General features: G+C 73.0%; 22 protein-coding genes. 8 read left to right on the top strand and 14 right to left on the bottom strand.

The annotated features are described in order from the left end of the window. Positions 1 to 3 precede the first annotated feature (3 nt). A complete protein-coding gene (locus ACFYPH_RS08925) occupies positions 4 to 948 on the bottom strand; it encodes an alpha/beta fold hydrolase (protein ID WP_387180306.1) in 945 nt (314 codons plus the stop codon). 147 nt (positions 949 to 1,095) lie between these two features. Between ACFYPH_RS08925 and ACFYPH_RS08920 the strand changes: the two genes are divergently transcribed. Beyond that, positions 1,096 to 1,719, top strand: a complete 624-nt coding sequence (locus ACFYPH_RS08920; RefSeq protein ID WP_355135125.1) for a carbonic anhydrase — start codon at positions 1,096 to 1,098, stop codon at positions 1,717 to 1,719. 72 nt (positions 1,720 to 1,791) lie between these two features. Here the strand turns inward: ACFYPH_RS08920 and ACFYPH_RS08915 are convergent, their stop codons facing one another. Continuing rightward, positions 1,792 to 2,121, bottom strand: a complete 330-nt coding sequence (locus tag ACFYPH_RS08915) for a hypothetical protein (RefSeq protein WP_007463527.1) — start codon at positions 2,119 to 2,121, stop codon at positions 1,792 to 1,794. A gap of 307 nt (positions 2,122 to 2,428) precedes the next feature. On the opposite strand from ACFYPH_RS08915, the gene ACFYPH_RS08910 reads away from it, so the two are divergent. The 3 genes from ACFYPH_RS08910 (at position 2,429) to ACFYPH_RS08900 (ending at position 5,026) form a co-directional block, all read left to right on the top strand. Continuing rightward, positions 2,429 to 2,920, top strand: a complete 492-nt coding sequence (locus tag ACFYPH_RS08910; RefSeq protein WP_007463525.1) for a DUF3145 domain-containing protein — start codon at positions 2,429 to 2,431, stop codon at positions 2,918 to 2,920. A 94-nt stretch (positions 2,921 to 3,014) separates the two neighbouring features. Then, positions 3,015 to 4,739 (top strand): glycoside hydrolase family 3 protein, encoded by a 1,725-nt coding sequence (locus ACFYPH_RS08905; RefSeq protein WP_387180301.1) that lies wholly within the window; start codon positions 3,015 to 3,017, stop codon positions 4,737 to 4,739. Between the two features lie 68 nt (positions 4,740 to 4,807). Further along, positions 4,808 to 5,026: a hypothetical protein gene (locus tag ACFYPH_RS08900; RefSeq protein ID WP_354859460.1), complete on the top strand. Its 219-nt coding sequence runs from the start codon at positions 4,808 to 4,810 to the stop codon at positions 5,024 to 5,026. 73 nt (positions 5,027 to 5,099) lie between these two features. On the opposite strand, the gene fabF is transcribed toward ACFYPH_RS08900, so the two are convergent. From fabF to ACFYPH_RS08865, 7 genes are all read right to left on the bottom strand, one after another. Continuing rightward, positions 5,100 to 6,326, bottom strand: a complete 1,227-nt coding sequence (gene fabF / locus ACFYPH_RS08895; protein ID WP_387180298.1) for a beta-ketoacyl-ACP synthase II — start codon at positions 6,324 to 6,326, stop codon at positions 5,100 to 5,102. Between the two features lie 2 nt (positions 6,327 to 6,328). Continuing rightward, a complete protein-coding gene (locus tag ACFYPH_RS08890; RefSeq protein ID WP_007463517.1) occupies positions 6,329 to 6,568 on the bottom strand; it encodes an acyl carrier protein in 240 nt (79 codons plus the stop codon). Between the two features lie 84 nt (positions 6,569 to 6,652). Beyond that, positions 6,653 to 7,597, bottom strand: a complete 945-nt coding sequence (locus ACFYPH_RS08885; RefSeq protein WP_354859465.1) for a beta-ketoacyl-ACP synthase III — start codon at positions 7,595 to 7,597, stop codon at positions 6,653 to 6,655. Then, positions 7,594 to 8,550, bottom strand: coding sequence for an ACP S-malonyltransferase (locus ACFYPH_RS08880; RefSeq protein ID WP_354859468.1), 957 nt, complete (start codon positions 8,548 to 8,550; stop codon positions 7,594 to 7,596). The genes ACFYPH_RS08885 and ACFYPH_RS08880 overlap by 4 nt, the downstream gene beginning before the upstream one ends. Before the next feature lie 78 nt (positions 8,551 to 8,628). Beyond that, complete coding sequence (locus tag ACFYPH_RS08875) at positions 8,629 to 9,930, bottom strand: helix-turn-helix domain-containing protein (protein ID WP_354859469.1); 1,302 nt, start codon at positions 9,928 to 9,930, stop codon at positions 8,629 to 8,631. A 46-nt stretch (positions 9,931 to 9,976) separates the two neighbouring features. Further along, on the bottom strand, positions 9,977 to 10,666 hold the full coding sequence (locus ACFYPH_RS08870) for a response regulator (protein ID WP_387180293.1): 690 nt from the start codon (positions 10,664 to 10,666) through the stop codon (positions 9,977 to 9,979). Continuing rightward, positions 10,663 to 11,865 (bottom strand): histidine kinase, encoded by a 1,203-nt coding sequence (locus ACFYPH_RS08865; protein WP_354859473.1) that lies wholly within the window; start codon positions 11,863 to 11,865, stop codon positions 10,663 to 10,665. The genes ACFYPH_RS08870 and ACFYPH_RS08865 overlap by 4 nt, the downstream gene beginning before the upstream one ends. A 203-nt stretch (positions 11,866 to 12,068) precedes the next feature. Between ACFYPH_RS08865 and ACFYPH_RS08860 the strand changes: the two genes are divergently transcribed. Both ACFYPH_RS08860 and ACFYPH_RS08855 read left to right on the top strand, forming a co-directional pair. After that, positions 12,069 to 12,608, top strand: a complete 540-nt coding sequence (locus tag ACFYPH_RS08860; RefSeq protein ID WP_355135113.1) for a hypothetical protein — start codon at positions 12,069 to 12,071, stop codon at positions 12,606 to 12,608. A gap of 105 nt (positions 12,609 to 12,713) precedes the next feature. Continuing rightward, complete coding sequence (locus ACFYPH_RS08855; protein WP_354859476.1) at positions 12,714 to 13,046, top strand: hypothetical protein; 333 nt, start codon at positions 12,714 to 12,716, stop codon at positions 13,044 to 13,046. A 34-nt stretch (positions 13,047 to 13,080) separates the two neighbouring features. Here the strand turns inward: ACFYPH_RS08855 and ACFYPH_RS08850 are convergent, their stop codons facing one another. Continuing rightward, positions 13,081 to 13,731 carry a hypothetical protein gene (locus ACFYPH_RS08850; protein ID WP_354859478.1) on the bottom strand — a complete coding sequence of 217 codons (651 nt, stop codon included), beginning with the start codon at positions 13,729 to 13,731 and terminating at the stop codon, positions 13,081 to 13,083. 242 nt (positions 13,732 to 13,973) lie between these two features. On the opposite strand from ACFYPH_RS08850, the gene ACFYPH_RS08845 reads away from it, so the two are divergent. Continuing rightward, complete coding sequence (locus tag ACFYPH_RS08845) at positions 13,974 to 14,612, top strand: copper resistance CopC family protein (protein WP_354859479.1); 639 nt, start codon at positions 13,974 to 13,976, stop codon at positions 14,610 to 14,612. Positions 14,613 to 14,783: 171 nt separating this feature from the next. On the opposite strand, the gene gltX is transcribed toward ACFYPH_RS08845, so the two are convergent. Genes gltX through ACFYPH_RS08830 form a run of 3 tightly spaced genes read right to left on the bottom strand, consistent with a single transcriptional unit; the run spans position 14,784 to position 18,868 of the window. Then, positions 14,784 to 16,193 carry a glutamate--tRNA ligase gene (gltX, locus tag ACFYPH_RS08840; RefSeq protein ID WP_387180288.1) on the bottom strand — a complete coding sequence of 470 codons (1,410 nt, stop codon included), beginning with the start codon at positions 16,191 to 16,193 and terminating at the stop codon, positions 14,784 to 14,786. A 51-nt stretch (positions 16,194 to 16,244) separates the two neighbouring features. Then, positions 16,245 to 17,522 (bottom strand): MFS transporter, encoded by a 1,278-nt coding sequence (locus tag ACFYPH_RS08835; RefSeq protein ID WP_354859485.1) that lies wholly within the window; start codon positions 17,520 to 17,522, stop codon positions 16,245 to 16,247. Continuing rightward, a complete protein-coding gene (locus ACFYPH_RS08830) occupies positions 17,519 to 18,868 on the bottom strand; it encodes a GH1 family beta-glucosidase (protein ID WP_387180285.1) in 1,350 nt (449 codons plus the stop codon). Before ACFYPH_RS08830 ends, ACFYPH_RS08835 begins: the two co-directional genes overlap by 4 nt. Positions 18,869 to 19,056: 188 nt before the next feature. Between ACFYPH_RS08830 and ACFYPH_RS08825 the strand changes: the two genes are divergently transcribed. Continuing rightward, entirely contained in the window at positions 19,057 to 19,506 is a 450-nt protein-coding gene (locus ACFYPH_RS08825; protein ID WP_354859490.1) for an SRPBCC family protein, read from the top strand. A gap of 189 nt (positions 19,507 to 19,695) precedes the next feature. Here the strand turns inward: ACFYPH_RS08825 and aceE are convergent, their stop codons facing one another. Beyond that, a complete protein-coding gene (gene aceE / locus ACFYPH_RS08820; RefSeq protein ID WP_354859492.1) occupies positions 19,696 to 22,434 on the bottom strand; it encodes a pyruvate dehydrogenase (acetyl-transferring), homodimeric type in 2,739 nt (912 codons plus the stop codon). Between the last annotated feature and the right edge of the window lie 63 nt (positions 22,435 to 22,497).

Below are 22,497 nucleotides of genomic sequence, written 5' to 3'. Positions count from 1 at the left end.
TGCTCAGCGACCCGTCCCGGTCGCGCTCGCGTCGTGCCCGTCGCGCGCCGGCGCGGCGAGCACCCGACGCAGTACGCCGGTCAGCGCGGCGTTCACCTCGTCCGGGCGCTCCATCATCAGCATGTGTCCGGCACCCGGACAGACGGTCAGCTCGGTGGCCGGCAGGGCGGCGGCGATCGACTCGGCGCACGGCGGTGGGGTCAGCCGGTCCCGGTCACCGACCAGGGCGGCGGCCGGCAGGTGGGCCAGCGCGGTGAGGGTGTCCAGCCGGCGCTGGGCGCCGATCGAGGCGCGGAAGCCGCCGATCGAGCGCAGCGAGGCGCGGGCCACCGCCGAGGTCACCAGCCGAATGTCGGAGGGATCACAGCGGTCGCCGAAGAGCATCCACCGGATGCTCGGTTGCAACGCGTTCAGCAGCGCCCGGGGCGCGCGCCACGAACCGCACCGGGCCAGGACACCGGCGCCCGTCGTCTCGGCGAGCCGGATCAGCCGGGCGATGCGCGGCGAGAGCCCGTAGACGGTGTGCGTGTGCCCCTCGGCGGTGGTCGAGACGAAGACCAGGCCGGCCGTACGGGCGGCGAAGTGGCCGGGGTGGCGGTGCGCGTACTCCATGATCGTCATTCCGCCCATCGAGTGCCCGACCAGGACCACCCGACCGGTCGGCGCGACCGCGTCGAGGACGGCGGCCAGATCGTCGCCGAGCTGGGCCAGGGTGGCCGTGGGCAACGCCATGCAGCTGGACCGACCGTGGCCGCGCGCGTCGTAGGTGACCACCCGCACCGCGTCGCCGGCCGAGGCGGTCAGCGCGTCCACCTGCCGGTGCCAGCTGCGCCCGTCCAGCGTCCAGCCGTGCAGCAGGACGGCCGTGACCGGGGCGTCCGCAGGCCCCGTGACCTCCACGTGCAGTCGTACGTCGTCGGGCATCCCGACCTCGAACCGCTCCGGCATCGCCACCTCCCCGGGCCGCCCCGGCCTCATCAGCACCGGGATACCCGGCGGTAACACCGGCTACCCGCCGGGACGCCACGCCAATCGCGCCGGGCGAACATTCCCGACCCCGCCCGTGACCGTCGGCGGCGAGCCAAGCTGAACGGCATGGAGGTAGCGGGACAGGGGCGGCAGGCCGGGGGTACGCCCCGCGCCGCGCTCGCCGAGCTGCTCGCCGGCAACCGGCGGTTCGTCAGCGGCCAACCCGTGCACGGCCACGACGTCACCGCCGCGGCGGCGGCCGCCTCCGGGGACCAGCAGCCGTACGCGGTGGTGCTCGGCTGCATCGACTCGCGGGTGCCGCTGGAGGCGATCTTCGACCAGACCTTCGGTGCGATCTGCGTGATCCGTACCGGTGGGCACGTGCTCGACCGCGCCGTGTGCGGCTCCATCGAGTACGTGGTCGGTCAGCTCGGCGTGCCGCTGGTGCTGGTGCTCGGACACGAGCGGTGCGGGGCGGTGGGAGCGACGGTGGACGCGCTGCGATCGGGGGAGCGGCCGGGCGGCTCGCTCGCTTACCTGATCGACGAGATCGCCCCGGCGGTCACCGAGGCCGGGCTCGACGACCCGGCGGTGCATCCCCAGGCGATCCGCCGGCACGTCCGGCGTACGGTCCACGCGCTGCGCGCGGACGACCTGCTGGCCGGGCCGGTCGCGGCTGGTCGGGTGGCGGTGGTGGGCGGCCTCTACGACCTGAGCACCGGCGAGGTCGCCCTGCTCGACCCGACCTGAACACGCCGGACGCGAAACCGCCCGCCGGGAACTCCCGGCGGGCGGTCTGCTGGTGCTGCGGTGGGGGAGGGCTCAGCCCTCGAAGACGCCGGCCGCGACCAGGCGCTTCTCGGTGGCCTCCCAGCCGTCGTTCGGGTGAACGGCAGCCAGGTTGTTGATCTCCGCCCGGATCTTGGCGGCGTGGCCGGCGGCGGCCAGCACCCGGATCTCCTCGACGAAGGCGTCGGAGTCGGTGCGCAGGTGCGCGGTCTTGCCGTTGGTCAGGTTGCGCACGTAGGCGTGCTTGCCGCCGTTGAGCGGGATGAGGTACTTGAACTCGCCCAGCACGCTGAGGGCGCCACCCTGGCCAGCCTGGCCGGCCCGGACGGACGCGCGCGCGGTCTTAGAGGTGTTGCTCGCCACGGAGGTACTCCTTGCAAGACGTACGGGAGGACTGGACGTCCGGGGGCTGTGTGCGGGTGACACTGAGTCGGCCCGCGAAGGTGTAACGCGGCAGAAGCCGCCGATGGAACTGTACAGGACCACGACATCAGGCTGGTCGTCGCGGTGTCCTGAGAGGCAACGGAGACCACCCGTCCGGCTATTCCGGCAGGCGTTTTTTCCGATTCCCTGGCGCACCATCCGTCACAGGAGTCATCATGTGTTGCAGCAACCACTCCGGTGGACGAGGTCGTAGGGGAAGACGCACCTCGCTCTCCGGGAGGTCACCGTGCCAACGCGTGGCGTCGTATACGTCCACTCGACCCCGCTCGCCGTGTGCTCGCACGTCGAGTGGGCGATCGCGCGCGTCCTAGCCGCGCCGGTCAACCTGCAGTGGACGGCTCAGCCCGTCGATCCCGGCGCCCGCCGGGCCGAGTGCGGGTGGACCGGCCGTCCGGGGACGGGCGCCGAGCTGGCTGCTGCCCTCCGGCAGTGGCCCATGATCCGTTTCGAGGTCACCGAGGAGCCGAGTCCCGGCGCCGACGGTGAGCGCTTCATGTACGTGCCCGCCCGAGGCCTCTTCCGGGCCACGGTCGGGGCGGCCGGCGACATCCAACTCGGCGAGGACCGGCTGCGGGCGCTGATGGCCTCCGCCCGGGCCCCCGAGGCGCTGTCGCACGCCCTCGACAAGGCGCTCGGCACCGCGTGGGACGCTGACCTGGAGCCCTACCGGTACGCCGGGGACGGGGCGCCGGTGACGTTGCTCACCCGGGTCGGCTGACCTCCGCCACCGCCCCGCTGGCCAGACGCTCCCGGGCGCTGCGACCGGTAAGGTCAAGTTGCCCCGATAAAGGGGAACCTGGTGGGATGGGCGGGTGCCGATTCGCCCGCGACACGCCGGTGTCGCCGTCGCCGCCCTGACCGCCCTGCTCGTCTCCGGCTGCTCCGGCGCCCCGGACCGGCCCGACCCGACGCCCGGTCCGACCGGCGTCTCGGCGGCCCCGAGCGCTCCCGCCGCGACCCCGGCCGACGACCCGGCCGCGCGGGCCGCCGCCCTCGTCGCGACGCTCTCCGACGAGGACCTGGTCGGGCAGGTGCTGATGCCGTACGCGTACGGCGACTCGGCCACGAAGGTCTCGCCCGGCTCCGCGGCCGGCAACCAGGCCCTCGCCGGCGTCGACACCCCCGCCGAGATGATCGCCAAGTACCGGCTCGGCGGGCTGATCCTGGTCGGCTTCAGCGCCGACGACCCGACCAAGGGCAACCAGGAGACCACCAACGTCGACAACCCCAAGCAGGTCCACGAGCTGACCACCGGGCTGCGGGGCGCCGCCGGACGGCTGGCCGCCGGCCCGGCGCCCTTCCTGATCGGCACCGACCAGGAGTACGGCGTCGTCACCCGGGTCACCGACGGGGTCACCATCCTGCCCACCGCGCTCGCCGCCGGTGCGGCCGGCGACCCGAAGCTGACCGAGGCCGCCTGGCGGGCCGCCGGCGCCGAACTCGCCGCGCTGGGCATCAACGTCGACTTCGCCCCGGTGGCCGACGTGCTGGCCACCCGCAGCACGGTCATCGGCTCGCGGTCGTTCGGCGCCGACCCCCAGCAGGCCGCCGCGCAGGTCGGCGGCGCGGTCCGGGGCCTGCAGGCCAGCGGCGTCGCGGCCACCCTGAAGCACTTCCCGGGGCACGGCCACACCGCTGACGACTCGCACAAGGACCTGCCGGTGCTCACCCAGTCCGCGGCGGAGCTGCAGAGCGGCGCGTGGCCGCCGTTCACCGCCGGGTTCGAGGCCGGCGCGATGGCCGTGATGTCCGGCCACCTGGACGCGCAGGCCATCGACCCGGGCACCCCGGCGACCTTCTCCCACAAGCTGCTCACCGACGTACTGCGCGGCCAGCTCGGCTTCCAGGGCGTGGTGATCACCGACGGGATGAACATGCCGCCGGCGAAGCGCTGGGCGCCCGGCGAGGCCGCCGTCCGGGCGCTGAACGCCGGCAACGACCTGATCCTCATGACCCCGAACGTCGGCCAGGCGTACGACGGGCTGCTCGCCGCCCTGCGCGGAGGCTCGCTGCCCCGGGCCCGGCTGGTCGACGCGGTCACCCGGGTGCTGACCATGAAGTTCCGGCTGGCGACGGCCCCCACCGAGCCGATGTCCACGCTCAACAGCCCGGCGCACCGGGCGGCGGCGGACGCGCTGGCCGCCGGCGCGGTCACCGTGCTGCGGGGCGCCTGCGGCAAAGCGGTGCACGGGCCCGTCACCGTCACCTCCTCCGACGGCCGCGACGGCACCCGGGCGGCGCTCACCGCCGCGTTGACCAAGGCCGGCGTGACCGTGAAGCCGAGCGGCGGGACCGTGGTGCACCTGGTCGGCTACGGCGACGGCGACAGCGACCTGCGCGCCGACGCGGCGGTCACCGTCGCCATGGACACCCCGTACGTGCTGGCCAAGGCCACGTCGCCGACGCTGCTGGCGACGTACTCCTCCAGTCGGTCGTCGATGACCGCCCTGGCCGCCGTGCTGGCCGGCAAGGCCCGCCCGGGTGGTCGGTCCCCGGTGGCTGTGCCCGGCCTGCCCGCCACCACCTGCGGCGCCTGATTCCGCCGGGGCCCGCAGGTCGGAAATCGCGTCGCCGGCGAGGGCGTCGACCTGGCAGCCTCGCTGTCATGGCAACCGCACAGGGCTTCCGCTACGACCAGCGCGCCGACGGCACGGTGGTGATCACGCATCACGGCCGGGTGGCGGGCACGCTGCGCGGCGCCCGGGCGGCGGAGTTCCTCGCCGAGGTCGACGACGACCCGCAACTGGTGATGGCCCGCTGGACCGGCAACTACCGCCACGGCAACGAACGCACCGCCAAGCAGCATCCCCGCAACCGGGGCTGAACGTGCCGAAGGGCCCCCTTGCTCAGGGGGCCCTTCGGTAAACCCGCAGATCGGCCGTCGTACGGCCGCTGTCTCACGGTCGTGCGAAGACCAGCGCCACGTTGTGGCCGCCGAAGCCGAACGCGTTGTTCAGCGCGGCGGGGATCTCCATGTGGCGTGCCTTGTGCGCGGCGACCTCCAGGCTGAGGCCCGGCTCCGGGTCGTCGAGGTTGATCGTCGGAGGGACGACGCCGTCGCGGATGGCCAGGATCGTGGCGATCGACTCCAGCGCTCCGGCCGCACCGAGCAGGTGACCGGTCATCGACTTCGTCGCGGCCAGCACCGGGTGGTCGCCGAGCGCCTTGTGCAGCGCGCCGATCTCCAGCATGTCGCCGACCGGGGTCGACGTGGCGTGCGCGTTGACGTGCACGATGTCCCGCTTGGCGATGTCCGCGTCCGCGATCGCCCGGGCGATGGCCCGGATGGCGCCCTCACCCTCGGCGTGCGGCTGCACGATGTCGTACGCGTCGGAGGTGATGCCGGCGCCGGCGAGGCGCGCGTACACCCGAGCGCCGCGGGCTGCGGCGTGGTCGGCGCGCTCCAGCACCACGATGCCCGCGCCCTCACCGAGGACGAAGCCGTCGCGGCCGGTGTCCCACGGGCGGGAGGCCCGCTCCGGGTCGTCGTTGCGGGTCGACATGGCCCGCATCGAGCTGAAGCCGGCGATCGGCAGCGGGTGGATGACCGCCTCGGTGCCGCCGGCCACCACCACGTCGGCCCGGCCGGCGCGAATGATGTCCAGACCGAGCGCGATCGCCTCCGCGCCGGTGGCGCAGGCGCTGGCCACGGTGTGCACGCCGGCCTTGGCGCCCAGCTCCAACCCGACCCAGGCGGCCGGACCGTTCGGCATCAGCATCGGGATCGTGTGTGGGGAAACCCGCCGCGGCCCGGACGCCTCCAGGATGTCGTCCTGGGCGAGCAGGGTGGTGGCACCGCCGATGCCGGAGCCGACGCTGACGGCCAGCCGCTCTCCGTCGAGGCCGGAGTCGGCGAGGCCGGCGTCCGCCCAGGCCTGCTGCGCCGCGATGATCGCGATCGCCTCGGAGCGGTCGAGCCGGCGCAGTCGGACCCGGTCCAGCACCTCGGACGGCTCAACGGCCAGCTGGGCGGCGATCCGGACCGGCAGTTGCGCGGCCCACTCCTGGGTGAGGGCACTCACCCCGGAGCGGCCGGCGAGCATGGCGTCCCAGGTCGACGCGACGTCCCCGCCAAGCGGGGTCGTCGCGCCGAGCCCGGTGACGACGACGTCAGGACGACTCATGATCAGGACTGCGCCTCGATGAAGCTGACGGCGTCCCCGACGGTCTTGAGGTTCTGCACCTCGTTGTCCGGGATCTTGACGCCGAACTTCTCCTCGGCGGCCACCACGACCTCCACCATGGAGAGCGAGTCGACATCGAGGTCGTCGGTGAAGGACTTCCCCTCGGCCACGTCGTCCGGGTTCACCCCGGCAACCTCTTCGAGGATCTCGGCGAGGCCGGTGGTGATCTCGTCACGGGTCATTGCGGTTGGTTCCTCTCATAGGGGGTCTCCGGCGGCCGGCGTCGCCGACCGCCACTCCTCGACGCGTATGCGCCCGAGGGGGTTTCAGGGGCAGCGGACGACCTGACCGGCGTAGGTCAGGCCACCGCCGAAGCCGAACAGCAGCACCGGGGCGCCCGACGGCACCTCCCGGCGCTCGACCAGCTTCGACAGGGCCAGCGGCACGCTCGCCGCCGAGGTGTTGCCGGACTCGACGATGTCCTTCGCGATGATCGCGTTGGGGATGTTGAGCCGCTTGGCGATGCCGTCGATGATCCGGGCGTTGGCCTGGTGCGGCACGAAGGCGGCCAGCTCCGACGGGTCGACCCCGGCACGCTCGCACGCCTGCAGGGCCAGCGGCGCGAGCGCGGTGGTGGCCCAGCGGAACACCGCCTGCCCCTCCTGCTGGATGTACGGGCGCCAGCCCTCGATGCGGACCGCGTCGCTCTTCTCCGGCACGGAGCCCCAGACGACCGGGCCGATGCCGGCCGGCTCGTCCTCGGCCGTGGCGGTGACCACCGCGGCGCCCGCGCCGTCACCGAAGATGATGCAGGTGGAGCGGTCGGTCCAGTCGGTGAAGTCGGACAGCTTCTCGGCGCCGATGACTATCGCGTTGCGCGACGCCCCGGCCCGGATGGCGTGATCCACGGTGCCCAGGGCGTACGCGAAGCCCGAGCAGGCGGTGTTGACGTCGAACGCGCCCGGCGCGGCGATGCCCAGCTTGGCGGCGACCCGGCAGGCCACGTTGGGGCTGCGGTCGATCGAGGAGCAGGTGGCGACCACGACCAGGTCGATGTCGGCGGCGGTGAGCCCCGAGTTGGCCAGCGCCTTGCCGGCGGCCGCGGCGGCCATGTCGGCCACCGTCTCACCGTCGGCGATCCGCCGGGTGACGATGCCCACCCGGTCGCGGATCCACTCGTCGTTGGTGTCCACGAGCTGGGCGATGTCGTCGTTGGTCACCACCCGGGAGGGCTGGTAGTGCCCCATCGAGACGATGCGACTGCCGGTCATGAGTGTCCTCCGATGGGGGCGAGCGGTTGGCCCGGCGTGCCGTGGCGGGCGATCAGGTCCCGTGCGGCCGGCAGGTCGTCCGGGGTGTTCAGGGTGACGATCTCCGGGGCGCCCGCGCCCTTGAGCTCCCGCTTGACCAGACCGGCGAGGGTGCCGGCCGGGGGCAGCTCGATCACGCCGGTCACCCCGCGCTCGGCCAGCGTGCGCATGCACAGGTCCCAGCGCACCGGGGCGGTGACCTGGCGGACCAGCCGGCGCACCAGCTCCTGGCCGTCGGTGACGGCGGTGCCGTCGAGGTTCGACAACAGGATCCGGGCCGGGTCGGCGGGGGCGATCCCGGCGGCGACCGCGGCCAGCGCGGTCTCGGCCGGGGCCATGTACGGGGTGTGGAACGCGCCGGCCACCTGGAGTCGGATGACGCGGGTCTTCGCCGGCGGGTCGGCGGCGAACTTGTCCAGCCCGTCCAGCGCGCCGGCGGCGACGATCTGGCCGGCGCCGTTGCGGTTGGCCGGGTGCAGCCCGTGCGCGGCGATCGCGGCGAGCACCTCGTCCGGGTCGCCACCGAGCACGGCCGCCATTCCGGTCGGCTCCAGCGCGCACGCGGCCGCCATCTCCCGGCCCCGGATCCCGGCGAGGGTGAGCGCGGCTTCGGCCGAGAGCACCCCGGCCACCGCCGCGGCGCCCAGCTCGCCGACGCTGTGGCCGGCGGTGAGCGTCACGCCGTCCAGCGGCAGGTGCTCGGCGGCGAGCAGCGCCGCCGCGACGAGCAGCGGCTGGGTGCGGGCGGTGTCCTTGATCTCGTCGGCGTCCGCGGCGGTGCCCAGATGCACCAGGTCCACCCCGGCCAGCGCCGACCACCAGCGCAGTCGCGCCTCGGTGCCGGTCAGGTCGAGCCAGGGGGTCAGGAAGCCGGGTTTCTGGGAACCCTGGCCGGGACTAAGTACGGCGAGCACGCCTATGACTCTCCCGGATACGCGTGGGTAGCGCTGTGCCGAGGCCCACCAAACCGCACTAGAACCTTTGGAGGTTTCTCACAAAGATCGGCGAGGATCATCACTGCTTTGGGCGGATTTCCGGGCGGCCGGGGTCAATGTCTGGGTCGGGACCGCCGTGACCACCGGGACCACCGGATCCAGTCGACCGACGGTCAACGCCACCTGGAGGGCGAACGCGTCCCGGGGCGACAGCGGCGAGAAGCCGGTCACCTCGGCGATGCGGCGCAACCGGTAGCGCACCGTGTTCGGGTGCACGAACAGCGCCCGCGCCGCGCTCTCCAGCGTGCCACCGGCGGCCAGGAAGGCGTCCAGGGTCTCCAGCAGCTCGCCACCGGCGCGCACCAGCGTCGCGTACACGTCGTGGCGCAACCGGCGACGCGCCTCCGCGTCGCCGGCGAGGGCCCGCTCCGGCAACAGGTCCGCGGCCGGCACCGGCCGGGGGGCGGTCGGCCATGCCGGCGCCGCCCGGAAACCGGACAGCGCGGCCCGCGCCGACTCCGTCGCCTCATCCAGACTGGGTACGGCCGGACCGACCACCACCGGGCCGTCACCGAACGCGTCCAGCAGCTTGCCGGTGGCGCTCAGCGGATCCGCCGCGCCGCCCAGGACGATCACCAACCGGTCGCCGTGCACTCCGCCGATCACCTCGACGCCGATCCGCCGCGCCTGCCGGTACACCACGTGCAGCACGGCGGAGACCTCGCCGCCGGGGGAGCGGCCGACCGCCACCGCGACCGGCGGCGCGTCCGCCCAGCCCAGCGCGGCGGCCCGGCTCGCCAGGACGTCCGGCGAGTCACCGCGCAGCAGCGCGTCGACCAGCAGGGCCTGCAACCGGGCGTCCCACGCGCCGCGCGACTCGGCGGCCCGCGCGTACACCCGGGCGGCGGCGAACGCGATCTCCCGGGAGAAGCGCAGCACCGCCTCGCGCAGCAGCTGCTCCTCACCCTCGGCGGCCAGCTGCGACACCTGCTCCTCGACGACGTCGATGGTCACCTTGATCAGTGCCACCGTCTGCTGGAGGGTGATCGACCGGGCCAGCGCCTGCGGTGCCGCGGCGAACACCTCGTCGGAGACCTCCTGGGTGCTGTCCGCCGTGCCGCCGCCGTCGCGCAGCCACTGCACCAGCGACCGGGCGCCCGCCTGAGCCACCAGCATCACCCAGGAGCGCTGGTCGGCCGGCAGGGCGCGGAACCACGGCAGCGTCTCGTCCATCCGGGCCACGCTGGCGGTGGCCAGCGCTCCCGCCGATCGCTCGATCCGGCGCAGCGTGGCCGCCAACTCCCCACCGTCGGGCGTACTCACCGCCCTAGCCTGACACGTCGTGAGCAGGCCATCCACGCCGGCACCGGTCAGCGGGCCCGGGTCGGCCGGCCCCGGCGCAGGGTCACGGTGGCGCGAGCAGGCCCAGCTCCTGGGCCAGGATCGCGGCCTGCACCCGGCTGCGCAGGTCCAGCTTCGCCAGAATCCGGCTCACGTGTGTCTTGGTGGTGCTCTCCGCCAGCGCCAGCCGGTCGGCGATCTGCTGGTTGGACAGGCCCAGGCCGAGGCAGGCCAGCACGTCGCGTTCGCGCGGGGTCAGGGTGTCCAGCGCGGCCCGGGCGGCCGCCGACGCGCCGGGCGCGGTGGCCGCGAAGGCGGCGATCAGACGACGGGTCACCGTGGGGGCGATGAACCCCTCACCGCGCGCCACGGTGTGCACCGCCGCGACCAGTCCCGCCGCGTCGGTGTCCTTGAGCAGGAACCCGGACGCACCGGCGCGCAGCGCGCCGAAGACGTACTCGTCCAGGTCGAAGGTCGTCAGCACCAGCACGTCGGCGAGCCGGTCGGCGACGATCGCCCTGGTCGCGGCGATCCCGTCGAGGCGTGGCATCCGCACGTCCAGCACCGCCACATCGGGGCGCACCTGCCGGCACAGCCGGACCGCCTCGTCGCCGTCGGCCGCCTCGCCGACCACCTCGATGCCCGGCGAGCCGTTCAGGATCAGGGCCAGACCCGCCCGTACCGCCGGCTGGTCGTCCGCGAGCACCACCCGTACCGGCGCGGCGCCGGCGTCGCCCGAGCGCGGCGCGGTCACCCGCCCTCCCCGGTGGGCAGGGCGGCCCGGACCTGCCAGCGGCCGTCGTGCGGCCCGGCGGTGAACCGGCCGGCCAGCAGCGCGGCCCGCTCCCGCATCCCGATCAGCCCGGCCCCGGCGCCCGGCAGCCCCGACCCGTCCGGGCGCACCGGATTCTCCACCGTCAGCACCACCTCCGCCGGCCGGTACGTGATGGTCAGCTCCGCCTCGCCCGTGCCGTGCTTGAGCGCGTTGGTCAGCGACTCCTGCACGATCCGGTACGCGGCGAGGTCGACCCCCACCGGCAGCGGGCCCGGGGTGCCGTCGGTGTGCACCCGTACCGCGAGGCCGGCCGCCCGGATCCGCTCGACCAACCCGTCCGCCTCGGCGAGCCGCGCCGTGACCGCCTCCGGCACCGCGCCGACCACGCCCGCCGTGCCCCGCTCACCCGCGTCCGGCTCGCGCAGCAGCTCGATCATCTGCCGCATCTCGGCCAGGCCCTGCACGCTGCTCTCCCGGATCACCCGCAACGCCGACTCCACCTGGCCCCGCTCCAGCCCCGGTACGGACAGCACGGCGGTAGCGTGGATGGCCACCGCGCTCAGGTGGTTGGCGACCACGTCGTGCAGTTCCCGGGCCATCCGCGCCCGTTCGGCGCTGACCGCCTGCCGGCGGTCCAGCTCGACCAGCCGGGCGGTCTGCTCGGCCCGGGCCCGCTCGGCGGCGGCCTGGTCCCGGTACTGCCGCACGCTGATCCCGGTCAGCACCGGCAGCAGCCCGGCGAGCACCACCGGCACCCCGACGGCGGCCCCGCGCCACTGCCCGAAGCCGAGCACGCCGGCCACCACCGCGATCGCGCTCAACGTCGCGGTGATCCCGAGCAGCCACCGCCACAGCCGGGGCGGGCCGTACACGCAGGCGTCGTAGAGCACCTGCGTGTAGATCACGACGGTGCCCAGCGAGTTGCCCAGCGCCGTGTCCACCACGAGCGCCCCGGTCCCCACCGCCAGGCTGGCGCGTGGCGCGACCCGACGCAGACCGACGGCCACGCACACCGCCAGCAGCGGCGCCAGGAACAGCTCGGGCGGCACGTCCGGGTGCGGGACGATCTGCGGCTGCATGCCCAGGCCGTACAGCACCAGGCCACCGATCAGCGACGCGCCGGCCAGCGTGAGATCCCGGCCGGCCGTGCCGGAGCCGAGCCACGGTGGCGGTCGCATGCCCCGATCCCACCACAACCGTCGACCCTCCGACTCCGACCAGGGAAGGAGCCCGCCGGCTCCGACATGCGCCGAAAGGGGTACGTCGAGCGCGTCCCGGACGGTTGGTCCGTCGAAGGGAGGACCCCGATCTCGTCTCCGGCGTCGAGGCCCGGGCCCCGCCGATCGGCGACGCTGGGTGCCGACGACGGGGGGAGGTCGCCATGGTGGTCGCGGTGATCATCGGTTGTGAGATCGCGTTCTGGGTCCTGCTCGGCGCCGGGCTGGTGGCCCGCTATCCGCTGCGCCGGCCACGACTCGGCGCGGCGCTGCTGGTCTGCGTACCGCTGGTCGATCTGGCACTGCTCGCCGCGTCGGTGATCGACCTGCGCCGCGGCGCGACCGCAGGCGTCAGTCACGGTCTCGCCGCCGCCTACCTCGGCTTCTCGGTGGCCTTCGGGCACTCGATGGTGCGCTGGGCGGACCAGCGCTTCGCCCACCGGTTCGCCGGTGGTCCGCCGCCGGTGCGGCCTCCCCGCCACGGCTGGGCCCGCACCCGCCACGAGTGGCGGGAGTGGGCCAAGGCGCTCCTCGGCTGGGCTGTCGCGTGCGCCCTGCTCGGTGCGGCGATCCTCTGGGTCAACGACGCGGAACGAACCCGTGAACTGGGCAACTGGATCCGCAGCCTCACCGTCGTGATCCTGATCTGGCTGGTCGCCTTCCCGGTCTGGGAGACCCTGTTCCCTCGCCGCCCGAAGCGCTGACCCCGGGGTACGCCGTGCACAGGCCGTCGGTCCCGGCCAGTACGGTGACAGGGCACGTCGGGGGGAGCGCCCCCGCGCGTGAGTGCGAGCGTGAGGAGACCGGGGATGGCGCACGGGGAGGCCGAGCACGGCTGCGCCCAGGGCGAGCCCTGCCGGCTGGGGCACCACGACCCGCAGGCGGCCGGCAAGCCGCGCCGGCCGGTCGGCGGGGCGTCGGCGCACCCGGCGGAGTCGACCGGCGGCCGTCCGTCCGAGCGGGCCGACGACGACGTGGCCGTGCCACGCCAGCGGGCCACCGAGCCGGTGCCGGCCGAGCCGGACGACGTCACCGGCTGCCGCAGCGAACTGCCCGGGTGGGCGGGGGCGCACCGGCACGGCCCGGTCCGGCCGCGTCAGCGGGCCACCCGACGGGAGCGCCCGCCGCGCCGCTGGTGCTGACCGCGCGACGGCTGGTCTGACCCGCCGCCCGAGGTCAGCGGGTCCGGCGGCGGATCAGCAGGGCGATTCCGGCGAGACCGACCGTGATGGTCAGCATCACCGCGACGTTGAGCAGCAGCAGTCGCTGCAACTCGCCGAGCGCTTCGTCGATGTCCCGCGCCGGGTCCATCGTGTCCTCCGGGAGGACCCGCTCGCCGCCGCCCACGCCGCCGCTGACCGTGTCGAACTGCCGCTCCAGCGGCACCCCGGCCGTGCGCAGCGTCTCGGACATGCTGAGCCGGCCGAGGAACCAGCCGGCGCTGGTCTTGCGGCCGTCCGGCTGCTTGGCCGGTCGGTACACGCGCGGGCCGCCGGCCGCCTTGGGGTAGAGGTCGAACGTCTGCTTCGGCGTCTCACCGGCGAGCACCACGACCGTGTACTTCGGACCGAGGTTGGCTGCCTTCGGCCCGGTCGGCATGCCGGTACGACCGAAGAAGTTGACCTGGTCGATGACCGCCACCACGTGCGTGGGCTGGGTGTCCGACCGGAGCCGCAGCGGCTCGGTGAGCCCTTCGCCGGTGATGTCCACACCGGCGGGTGCCGGTTTGGGCGCCGCGCTGGCCGGGCCGGCGGTGCCGAGCGCCAGCAGTGCCGCCGCCAGCGTGCCCGCCAGCACGGCGACCCAGCGCCTCATCTGTCGGACCATCCCGCCTCCTCGCCCCGTTCGATGGATGGCTTCGTCATGACGTCCGGGTCGGTCGGTCGGTGACAACACCGACCGAGCGGTCGGGCCCACTCTCACAGACTCCGCAGAACGTCGATGAATTGCAGCTTGTGGAACAGTAATTGGAACTATCTGCGATCTCTGCTCGACTAATGAGGAGCTGTTTTGATCAGCGGGCGGATCGTACCCTTACGGAGGGGTTCATGGGGGGCAGGGTTACACGAATGGCGCGGGTCGTGCCAGTGGTGTTCGGCGTGGCGTTCGGTGTGTCGTTGCTGGCCCCGGCGACACCGGCCGCCGCGCACAACTCGCTGACCGGCAGCGATCCGCGCGACGGCGCCCGGGTGGCCACCGCGCCCGCCCGGGTCGAGCTTCGGTTCCTGGCCAAGCCGGCCCCCGCTACGACGAAGATCACAATAACCGGACCGGACAATGTGGTCGCCGGCGGGCAGCCGACCTTCGACGGCAGTCGGGTACGCGTGCCGTTCAAGCCCGGCGCGGCGGGGCTCTACATCGTCGGGTACCAGCTCGCGTCCAGCGACGGCCACCCGATCAAGGGCGAGGTGCGGTTCACCCTCACCACCGGCACGGCCGCCGACCCGTCCGCCAGCCCCTCGGCCGCCGGCACCGGCCCGGCGGCAGCGCCGACCGGCTCGCCCTCGGCCGGGCCCTCGGGAGTCAACCCGTCCTCGGGCGGGCCGCCATCGGCGCCGGCGGGCAGCTCAACGGCGTCCGCTGTGCCAGCGGCCTCGGAGCGGTCCGACTCTGGTGGCCGCTGGTGGCTCTGGGCGCTCGGCGGCCTGGTGTTGCTCGCTGCTCTCGCCGCCGGCCTGGTGTTCCGTCGCAGGAACCGGGCGCACTGATCACACGATCGCCGCAGGCCTGGTGAACGGGGTGTCCGCGTCCCCCTTTGCTCTGCTTCAGCGGAGGCAACACTTCGCGTCCGATATTCGGACACCGGGTGTTGCGTGGGTTGAAGCAGAGCAAAGGGGGCGACGCGTAGGTACGACGCCGGCCCGCTGCCGGTCGGACTGTCAGGGCAGGCGGAGCCGGGCGGCGCGCATCCGGGTCAGGGTGCGCTCGCGACCGAGCACCTCCAGCGACTCGAACAGCGGCAGGCCGACGGTGCGGCCGGTGACCGCGACCCGGACGGGCGCCTGCGTCTTGCCGAGCTTGAGGCCGCGCTCGGCGCCGACCGCCTCCAGCGTCGACTTCAGCGACTCGGCGTCCCAGGACTCCAGCGCCTCGAAGGCCGCGACGGCGGCGTCCAGCAGGTCACCCGAGCCGTCCTTCATGGTCTTGGTCCAGGCCGCCTCGTCGATCAGCGGCGAGGCCAGGAAGAGGAAGTCGACATTCGGCACGATCTCGCTGAGCACGGCGATCCGGGTCTGTGCCAGCGGTGCGACGGCGGCGAAGGCGTCGGCGTCGAACTCCTCCGGCTGCCACGGCGGCGGCGCGATGGTCCCGGTGCCGGTCAGCCACGGCTGGCAGGCGTCGATGAACTCGGGCACCGGCAGCGCGCGAATGTACTCGCCGTTGAAGGCGCGCAGCTTCTTCTCGTCGAAGAACGCGGGGGAGGGGTTGACCTCCTCCAGCCGGAACTCGTCCTCGATGACCGACCAGGGCACGATCTCCCGGTCGCCCGACGGCGCCCAGCCGAGCAGCATCAGGTAGTTGCGCATCGCGCCGGCGAGGTAGCCCTCGTCGCGGTACGCCTCCAGGGCGACCTTGTCGCGGCGCTTGGAGAGCTTCTGCCGCTTCTCGTTGACCACCACCGGCACGTGCGCCCAGACCGGCGGCTTGACTCCGAGGGCGTCCCAGAGCAGCTGCTGCTTGGGGGTGTTGGGCAGGTGCTCCTCGGCCCGGATCACGTGGGTGATCCCCATGGTCATGTCGTCGACGACGTTGGCGAGCAGGAAGACCGGCGAGCCGTCGCCGCGGGCGATGACGAAGTCCTCGATGAGCTTGTTCTCGAAGGTGGGCTCACCACGGATCAGGTCGACGACCACTGTCGTGCCCTCGTCCGGCGTACGGAAGCGCAGCGCGTGCCCAGGCCCCGGGCCGAGGCCGAGGTCGCGGTGGTAGCCGTCGTAGCCCTGGTACTGCGAGCCGGTACGGGCCTGCACGTCCTCGCGGGTGCAGTCGCAGTAGTAGGCCCGACCCGACTCGTAGAGCCGGGTGGCGGCGGCCCGGTGCTCGCCGGCGTTCGCCGACTGGAAGTAGGGCCCCTCGTAGCTGCCCCGGGAGATGCCGATCCAGTCCAGCGCGGAGAGGATGCCCTCGGTCCACTCGGGCTTGTTGCGGGCCGCGTCGGTGTCCTCGATGCGCAGCACGAACACCCCGCCCTGCTGCTTGGCGTAGATCCAGTTCTGCAGCGCAGAGCGGGCGCCGCCGACGTGGAACATACCGGTCGGGGAGGGGGCGAAGCGCACACGTACCGTCACGTCCTCCAGCCTACGGCGGCCGGCCACCGCTTTTGGCCACGGCCCCCCGACTCAGGGGACTGAGCGGATCTTGACGACCAGGGCGCTGCCCACCAGGGTGACCGCGGCGGTGACCGCGTAGAGCGTCGGGTACCCGCCCAGGTGGACGACGAGCGGGGCGGAGAGCGCCGGGCCGAGCACCTGCGGCGCGGAGTTGGCAATGTTGATCACGCCCAGGTCCTTGGCGCGGTCGGTGGCCCGGGGCAGCACCTGGGTGATCAGGGCGGCGTCCACCGAGAGGTAGACGCCGTAGCCGGCGCCGAGCAGCAGGGCGGCGACGATCGCCATCGGCCAGACCGGCGCGATGGCGAGCAGCAGCGCCGCGACCGCCATGATCAGGCCGGAGACGATCACGTAGACCTTGCGCCGCCCGGAGCGGTCCGACAGCCGGCCGGCGACCACCGCGGTCAGCATCATGCCGAGCGTGTAGAGCAGGATCAGCACCAACAGACCGCCCTCGGGGTCGGGGTAACGCACCCCGTCGGTGAGGAAGTACAGCAGGTAGAGGGTGCCCAGCGCGTTGCCGAGCTGGACCAGGAACCGGGTGATCCACGCCCAGGCGAAGTCCGGGTGCCGGCGCGGGCTGATCCACATCGAGGCGAACAGCGCCCGGGCCCGCAGCGCCGGGCGGTGCGCGCGGGGCAGCCGGTCGTCGGGAGTGAGCAGCGCGAACGGCAGCGACAGCACCAGGATGGCCACCGCGATGGCCAGGTAGCCGGCGGCGTTGCCGGTGACGACTGCGGTGACCAGCACCGCGCCGAGCACCAACCCGAGCGCCTGCGGGATACCCACCCAGCCGGAGACCGCGCCGCGCTGCGCCACCGGAACCCGGTCCGGGATGGCGGCCGTGAGGCTGGCCAGCATCGCGTTGAAGCAGACCTGGGCGGCGACCCAACCGACGGCGACCCCGAGGATGGTCCGCTGCTGGGCCAGCAGCACCAGCGCCGCCGCGCCGAGCACCGCGCCGCCGGCGGTCCAGACGTGCCGACGACCGAACTCCCGGCCGAGGATCCGCAGGCAGGTCCGGTCGGACAGCGCGCCCGCCAGGGGGTTGGCCAGCACCGCGGCCAACGCGCCCAGGCCGGTGACCACGGCCAGCATGGTCTCCTTGTCGGCGGGCGCGATCCGCTCGATCTGCTGCGGCAGCAGCACCTGGATCGGGGTGAAGAACGCCATCCACACGCCGAGGTTGGCCGCGAAGACCAGACCGATCCAGCCGCGTCGCACCGGCACGGTCGGTTCGGCGAGCGCCGCCGGCAGCGCCGCCGGTGCGGGGTCGAGGGTGGTCACCGCGCCGAACCGTCCCGGGAGGCCGCGATCACGTCCCGCAACCAGGCGTACGACGACTTCGGTGTACGCCTCTGGTCGGCGTAGTCGACGTGCACCAGCCCGAAGCGCTTGGTGAACCCCTCGGCCCACTCCCAGTTGTCCAGCAGCGACCAGACGAAGTACCCGCGTACGTCCACCCCGTCGTCGATGGCGGCCCGGACCGCCCGCAGGTGCCCGTCGAGGTACGCGATGCGCTCCGGGTCCGCCACCTGCCCGTCCGCGTCGGGTGCGTCGTCGTACGCGCAGCCGCTTTCGGTGATCTCGATGGGTGGCAGCGCGTCGCCGTACGTGTCACGCAGCCAGCCGAGCAGCTCGCGCAGCCCGTCGGGGGCGACCGGCCAGTCGAAGGCGGTACGCGGGTAGCCGTCCAGCGGCACCAGGTCGAACGGCAGCGGCGAGCCCTCCTCGGCGGCCCGTACGCCGGTGGGGTTGTAGTAGTTCACCCCCAGCACGTCGATGGGCGCGGCGATGATGTCCAGGTCGCCGGGGCGGACGACGCCCGGGTCGAAGCCGGGCAGCTCCGGGTAGCCGCGGCCGAGCAGCGGGTCGGTGAAGAGCCGGTTGTGCAGCGCCTCGTACGCGGCCCCGGCGGCCCGGTCGGCGTCGCGGTCGCCGAGCACCCGCACCGGGGAGTAGTTGTTGGCGATCGCCACCGGGCTGGCGCTGCTGGCGCGCAGCGCGGCGACCGCGAGCCCGTGCCCGAGCAGTTGGTGGTGGGCGACGGGGAAGGCGTCGAAGAGCAGCATCTCGCCGGGGGCGTGCACGCCCATGCCGTAGCCGAGGCTCATGTGGATGAACGGCTCGTTGAGGGTGATCCAGAGCCGGACGCGGTCGCCGAGACGGGCGGCGGTCCGCTCGGCGTAGTCGGCGAAGCGGGCGGCGGTGTCGCGGTTGAGCCAGCCACCGGCGTCCTGCAGGGGTTGGGGCAGGTCCCAGTGGTACAGGGTGGCCACCGGGTCGACGCCAGCGGCCAGCAACTCGTCGACCAGGCGGTCGTAGAAGTCCAGGCCGGCGGCGTTGGCCGCGCCGCTGCCGCTGGGCTGCACCCGGGGCCAGGCGATCGAGAACCGGTACGCGGAGACGCCCAGACCGGCCAGCAGCGCCACGTCCTCGGCGTACCGGTGGTAGTGGTCGCAGGCGATCTCGCCGCTGCTGCCGTCGCTGATCCGGCCGGGGGAGCGCGCGAAGGTGTCCCAGATGGACGCTCCGCGTCCGCCGGCCGTGGTGGCGCCCTCGATCTGGTGGGCGGACGTGGAGACGCCCCAGCGGAAGCCGGCGGGGAACTTGGGCATCGGTGCGGTCGACATGCGCCCTCCCGGTCAACGTGAAACGTGTTCGGGACTCTAGGGCGCTGTCGATGAATGCGCCATAGGCCGGGTTGGCGCAATCCGCAATGGTTGATCGGCGTGTCTTTTTCCTAACCCGTCCACGTAAGTCCGATTTAGCGCATAGAGTGCCGATATCGTGGGATGTCCTCACTGGAGGAAAGACGGAAATGATCCTCGTGGAACGCAGTGCGCACGTGGCGGCGCCGGTGGAAGTGGTCTGGGACGTCGTACAGCGGGCCGAGCAGTTGCCGGCCTGGCTGGCGGGGGTCCGCGCGGCCGAAGTGCTCTCTGGAGAGGGTTTCGGGCGGCGGCAGCTGGTCCAGGCGGGGCGCGGTTCGGCGCATGAGGCCGAGGTGATCGCCTATCAGGAGCCGACGCTGATCGGCTGGCGGGAACGGGCCAAGGGTGCCGGTGCTCGTGCGGAGGCGCGCACCGAGATCTACGTCCAGCTCACCGAGGACGAGGAGGAGGAGGGCGGGACGATCGTGCGACTCATCGTCGTCCGCTGGCCGGCCGGCCCGGTCAAGGCGGCCCTGCTGCGCCTGGGCCTGCGCCGGGTCGGCGCCGACCTGGAGGACTCGCTCGCCCGGCTCACCGACCTGGCCGCCGTCGGCTGACGGGCGCGTCTGCTCCCGGCGTCACCCGCCCCTGGCGGTGGCCCCGGGCCCCCGCCAGGGGCCCCCGGACCGCCGCCGCTCCCCACTCACCCGCCGTCCGCCCGGTCGGTCGGGGCCGGGAGCGAGGGTGCGGGTGCACCAAGAAGGGCCCGGCGCGGGTGCGCCGGGCCCTTTCTCGATCGTGCTGGATCAGCTGTCGCCGCCGGTCTCCCCGACCGGGGCGGCGTTGACGTCGTCGATCGCGTACTTCTTGGCGGCCTCGGCCGGCACGGTGGCCGGCACCGCGCCGCTGCGGGCGAGCTGCCGCAGCGTGGCGACCACGATCGACTCGGCGTCGACGTGGAAGTGCCGGCGCAGCGCGTGCCGGGTGTCCGACATCCCGAAGCCGTCGGTGCCCAGCGACGTGTAGTCACCGGGTACCCAGCGGGCGATCAGGTCCGGTACGGCGCGCATCCAGTCGCTGACCGCGACCTTCGGCCCGTCCGCGTCGGCCAGCTTCTGCGCGACGTACGGCACCTTGGCCTCGGCGCCCGGGTTGAGCAGGTTGTACTCCTCGGTCTCCACCGCGTCGCGACGCAGCTCGGTCCAGGAGGTCACCGACCAGACGTCGGCGGCCACCCCCCAGTCCTGGGCGAGCAGCTGCTGGGCCTTGAGCGCCCACTGCATGCCGGTGCCGGAGGCGAGGACGTTGGCCTTCGGGCCGTCGACCTGCGGTGCCGGGGAGTAGCGGTAGATGCCCTTGAGCAGGCCCTCCACGTCCACCCCGGCCGGCTCGGCCGGCTGGAGGATCGGCTCGTTGTAGACCGTCAGGTAGTAGAAGACGTTTTCCTGCGCGTCCCCGTACATCCGGTGCAGGCCGGCTTCCATGATGTGCGCGATCTCGAAGGAGAACGCCGGGTCGTACGCGACCACCGCCGGGTTGGTGGCGGCGATCAGCAGCGAGTGGCCGTCCTCGTGCTGCAGGCCCTCACCGTTGAGCGTCGTCCGACCGGCGGTCGCGCCGAGCAGGAAGCCCCGCGCCATCTGGTCGGCCGCCGCCCACAGTCCGTCGGCGGTCCGCTGGAACCCGAACATCGAGTAGAAGATGTACATCGGGATCATCGGCTCGTCGTGGGTGGCGTACGCCGAGCCCGCGGCGGTGAACGAGGCGACCGAACCGGCCTCGTTGATGCCCTCGTGCAGGATCTGCCCGGTCGTCGACTCCTTGTACGACAGGAACAGCTCCCGGTCGACCGAGGTGTAGCGCTGCCCGTGCGGCGAGTAGATCTTCGCGGTCGGGAAGATCGAGTCGAGGCCGAAGGTGCGGGCCTCGTCCGGGATGATCGGCACCCAGCGCTTGCCGAACTCCTTGTCCTTCATGATGTCCTTGAGCAGGCGGACGAAGGCCATCGTGGTGGCCACCTTCTGCTTGCCCGAGCCGCGCTTGACGTCGGCGAACCGCTCCGGACCGGGGATGGTCAGCCGCTTGGTGCTGGTGCGCCGCGACGGCAGGTAGCCGCCGAGCTGCTCGCGGCGCTCCTTCAGGTAGGCCAGCTCCTCGGACTTCTCACCGGGGTGGAAGTACGGCGGCAGGTAGGGGTTGTCCTCCAGCGCCTTGTCCGGGATGTCCAGGTAGAGCCGGTCGCGGAAGGTCTTCAAGTCCTCCAGCGTCAGCTTCTTCATCTGGTGGGTCGCGTTGCGGCCCTCGAAGTGTGAGCCGAGCGTCCAGCCCTTGATCGTCTTCGCCAGGATGACCGTCGGCTGACCGGTGTGCTCGGTGGCCGCCTTGTAGGCCGCGTAGAGCTTGCGGTAGTCGTGCCCACCCCGCTTGAGGTTCCAGATCTCGTCGTCGCTCAGCGGCTCGACCATCTTGCGGGTCCGTGCGTCCCGGCCGAAGAAGTGCTCCCGCACGTACGCGCCGGACTCGGCCTTGTAGGTCTGGTAGTCGCCGTCGGTCGTGGTGTTCATGAGGTTGACCAACGCGCCGTCGGTGTCCGCGGCGAGCAGCGGGTCCCACTCACGGCCCCAGACCACCTTGATCACGTTCCAGCCGGCGCCCCGGAAGAACGACTCCAGCTCCTGCATGACCTTGCCGTTGCCCCGGACCGGGCCGTCCAGCCGCTGGAGGTTGCAGTTGATCACGAAGGTGAGGTTGTCCAGCTCCTCGCGGGCGGCCACGCCGATCGCGCCCAGCGTCTCCGGCTCGTCCATCTCGCCGTCGCCGAGGAACGCCCACACGTGCTGCTGCGAGGTGTCCTTGATGCCGCGGTGCTGCAGGTACCGGTTGAACCGGGCCTGGTAGATCGCGTTCAGGCCGCCGAGGCCCATCGAGACGGTGGGGAACTCCCAGAAGTCCGGCATCAGCCGCGGGTGCGGGTACGACGGCAGCCCGCCGCCCGGATGCGACAGCTCCTGGCGGAACCCGTCGAGCTGGTGCTCGCTGAGCCGCCCCTCCAGGAACGCCCGCGCGTACATGCCGGGGGAGGCGTGACCCTGGTAGTAGATCTGGTCGCCGCCGCCCGGGTGGTTCTTGCCCCGGAAGAAGTGGTTGAAGCCCACCTCGTAGAGCGACGCCGAGCTGGCGAAGGTGGAGATGTGGCCGCCGACGCCGATCTCCGGGCGCTGCGCCCGGTGCACCAGCATGGCGGCGTTCCACCGGACGTACGCCCGGATGCGCCGCTCGACGTGCTCGTCACCCGGGAACCAGGGCTCCTGCTCCGGCGGGATGGTGTTGATGTAGTCGGTGGTGGTCAGGGGCGGAACCCCGACCTGGCGCTCACGGGCCCGCTCCAGCAGGCGCAGCATGACATAGCGGGCGCGTTTGGCGCCGCGCTCGTCGATGACACCGTCAAGCGACTCGACCCATTCGCTGGTCTCTTCAGGGTCGATGTCCGGAAGCTGGCTCGGTAGGCCGTCGCTGATCACCGGGCGCTTGCGTTCCGTAGCCACAGGCGTTCCCTCGGTTGTGTGTGGGATAGGTCTCTAGCGCCATCCTGCCCCCTGGTGGCACCC

It is taken from the genome of Micromonospora sp. NPDC005252 (genome assembly GCF_042872475.1).
GTDB lineage: Bacteria > Actinomycetota > Actinomycetes > Mycobacteriales > Micromonosporaceae > Micromonospora.
Note: the sequence above shows the minus strand (reverse complement) of the source record. Positions and strands in the feature narration are given on the sequence as shown.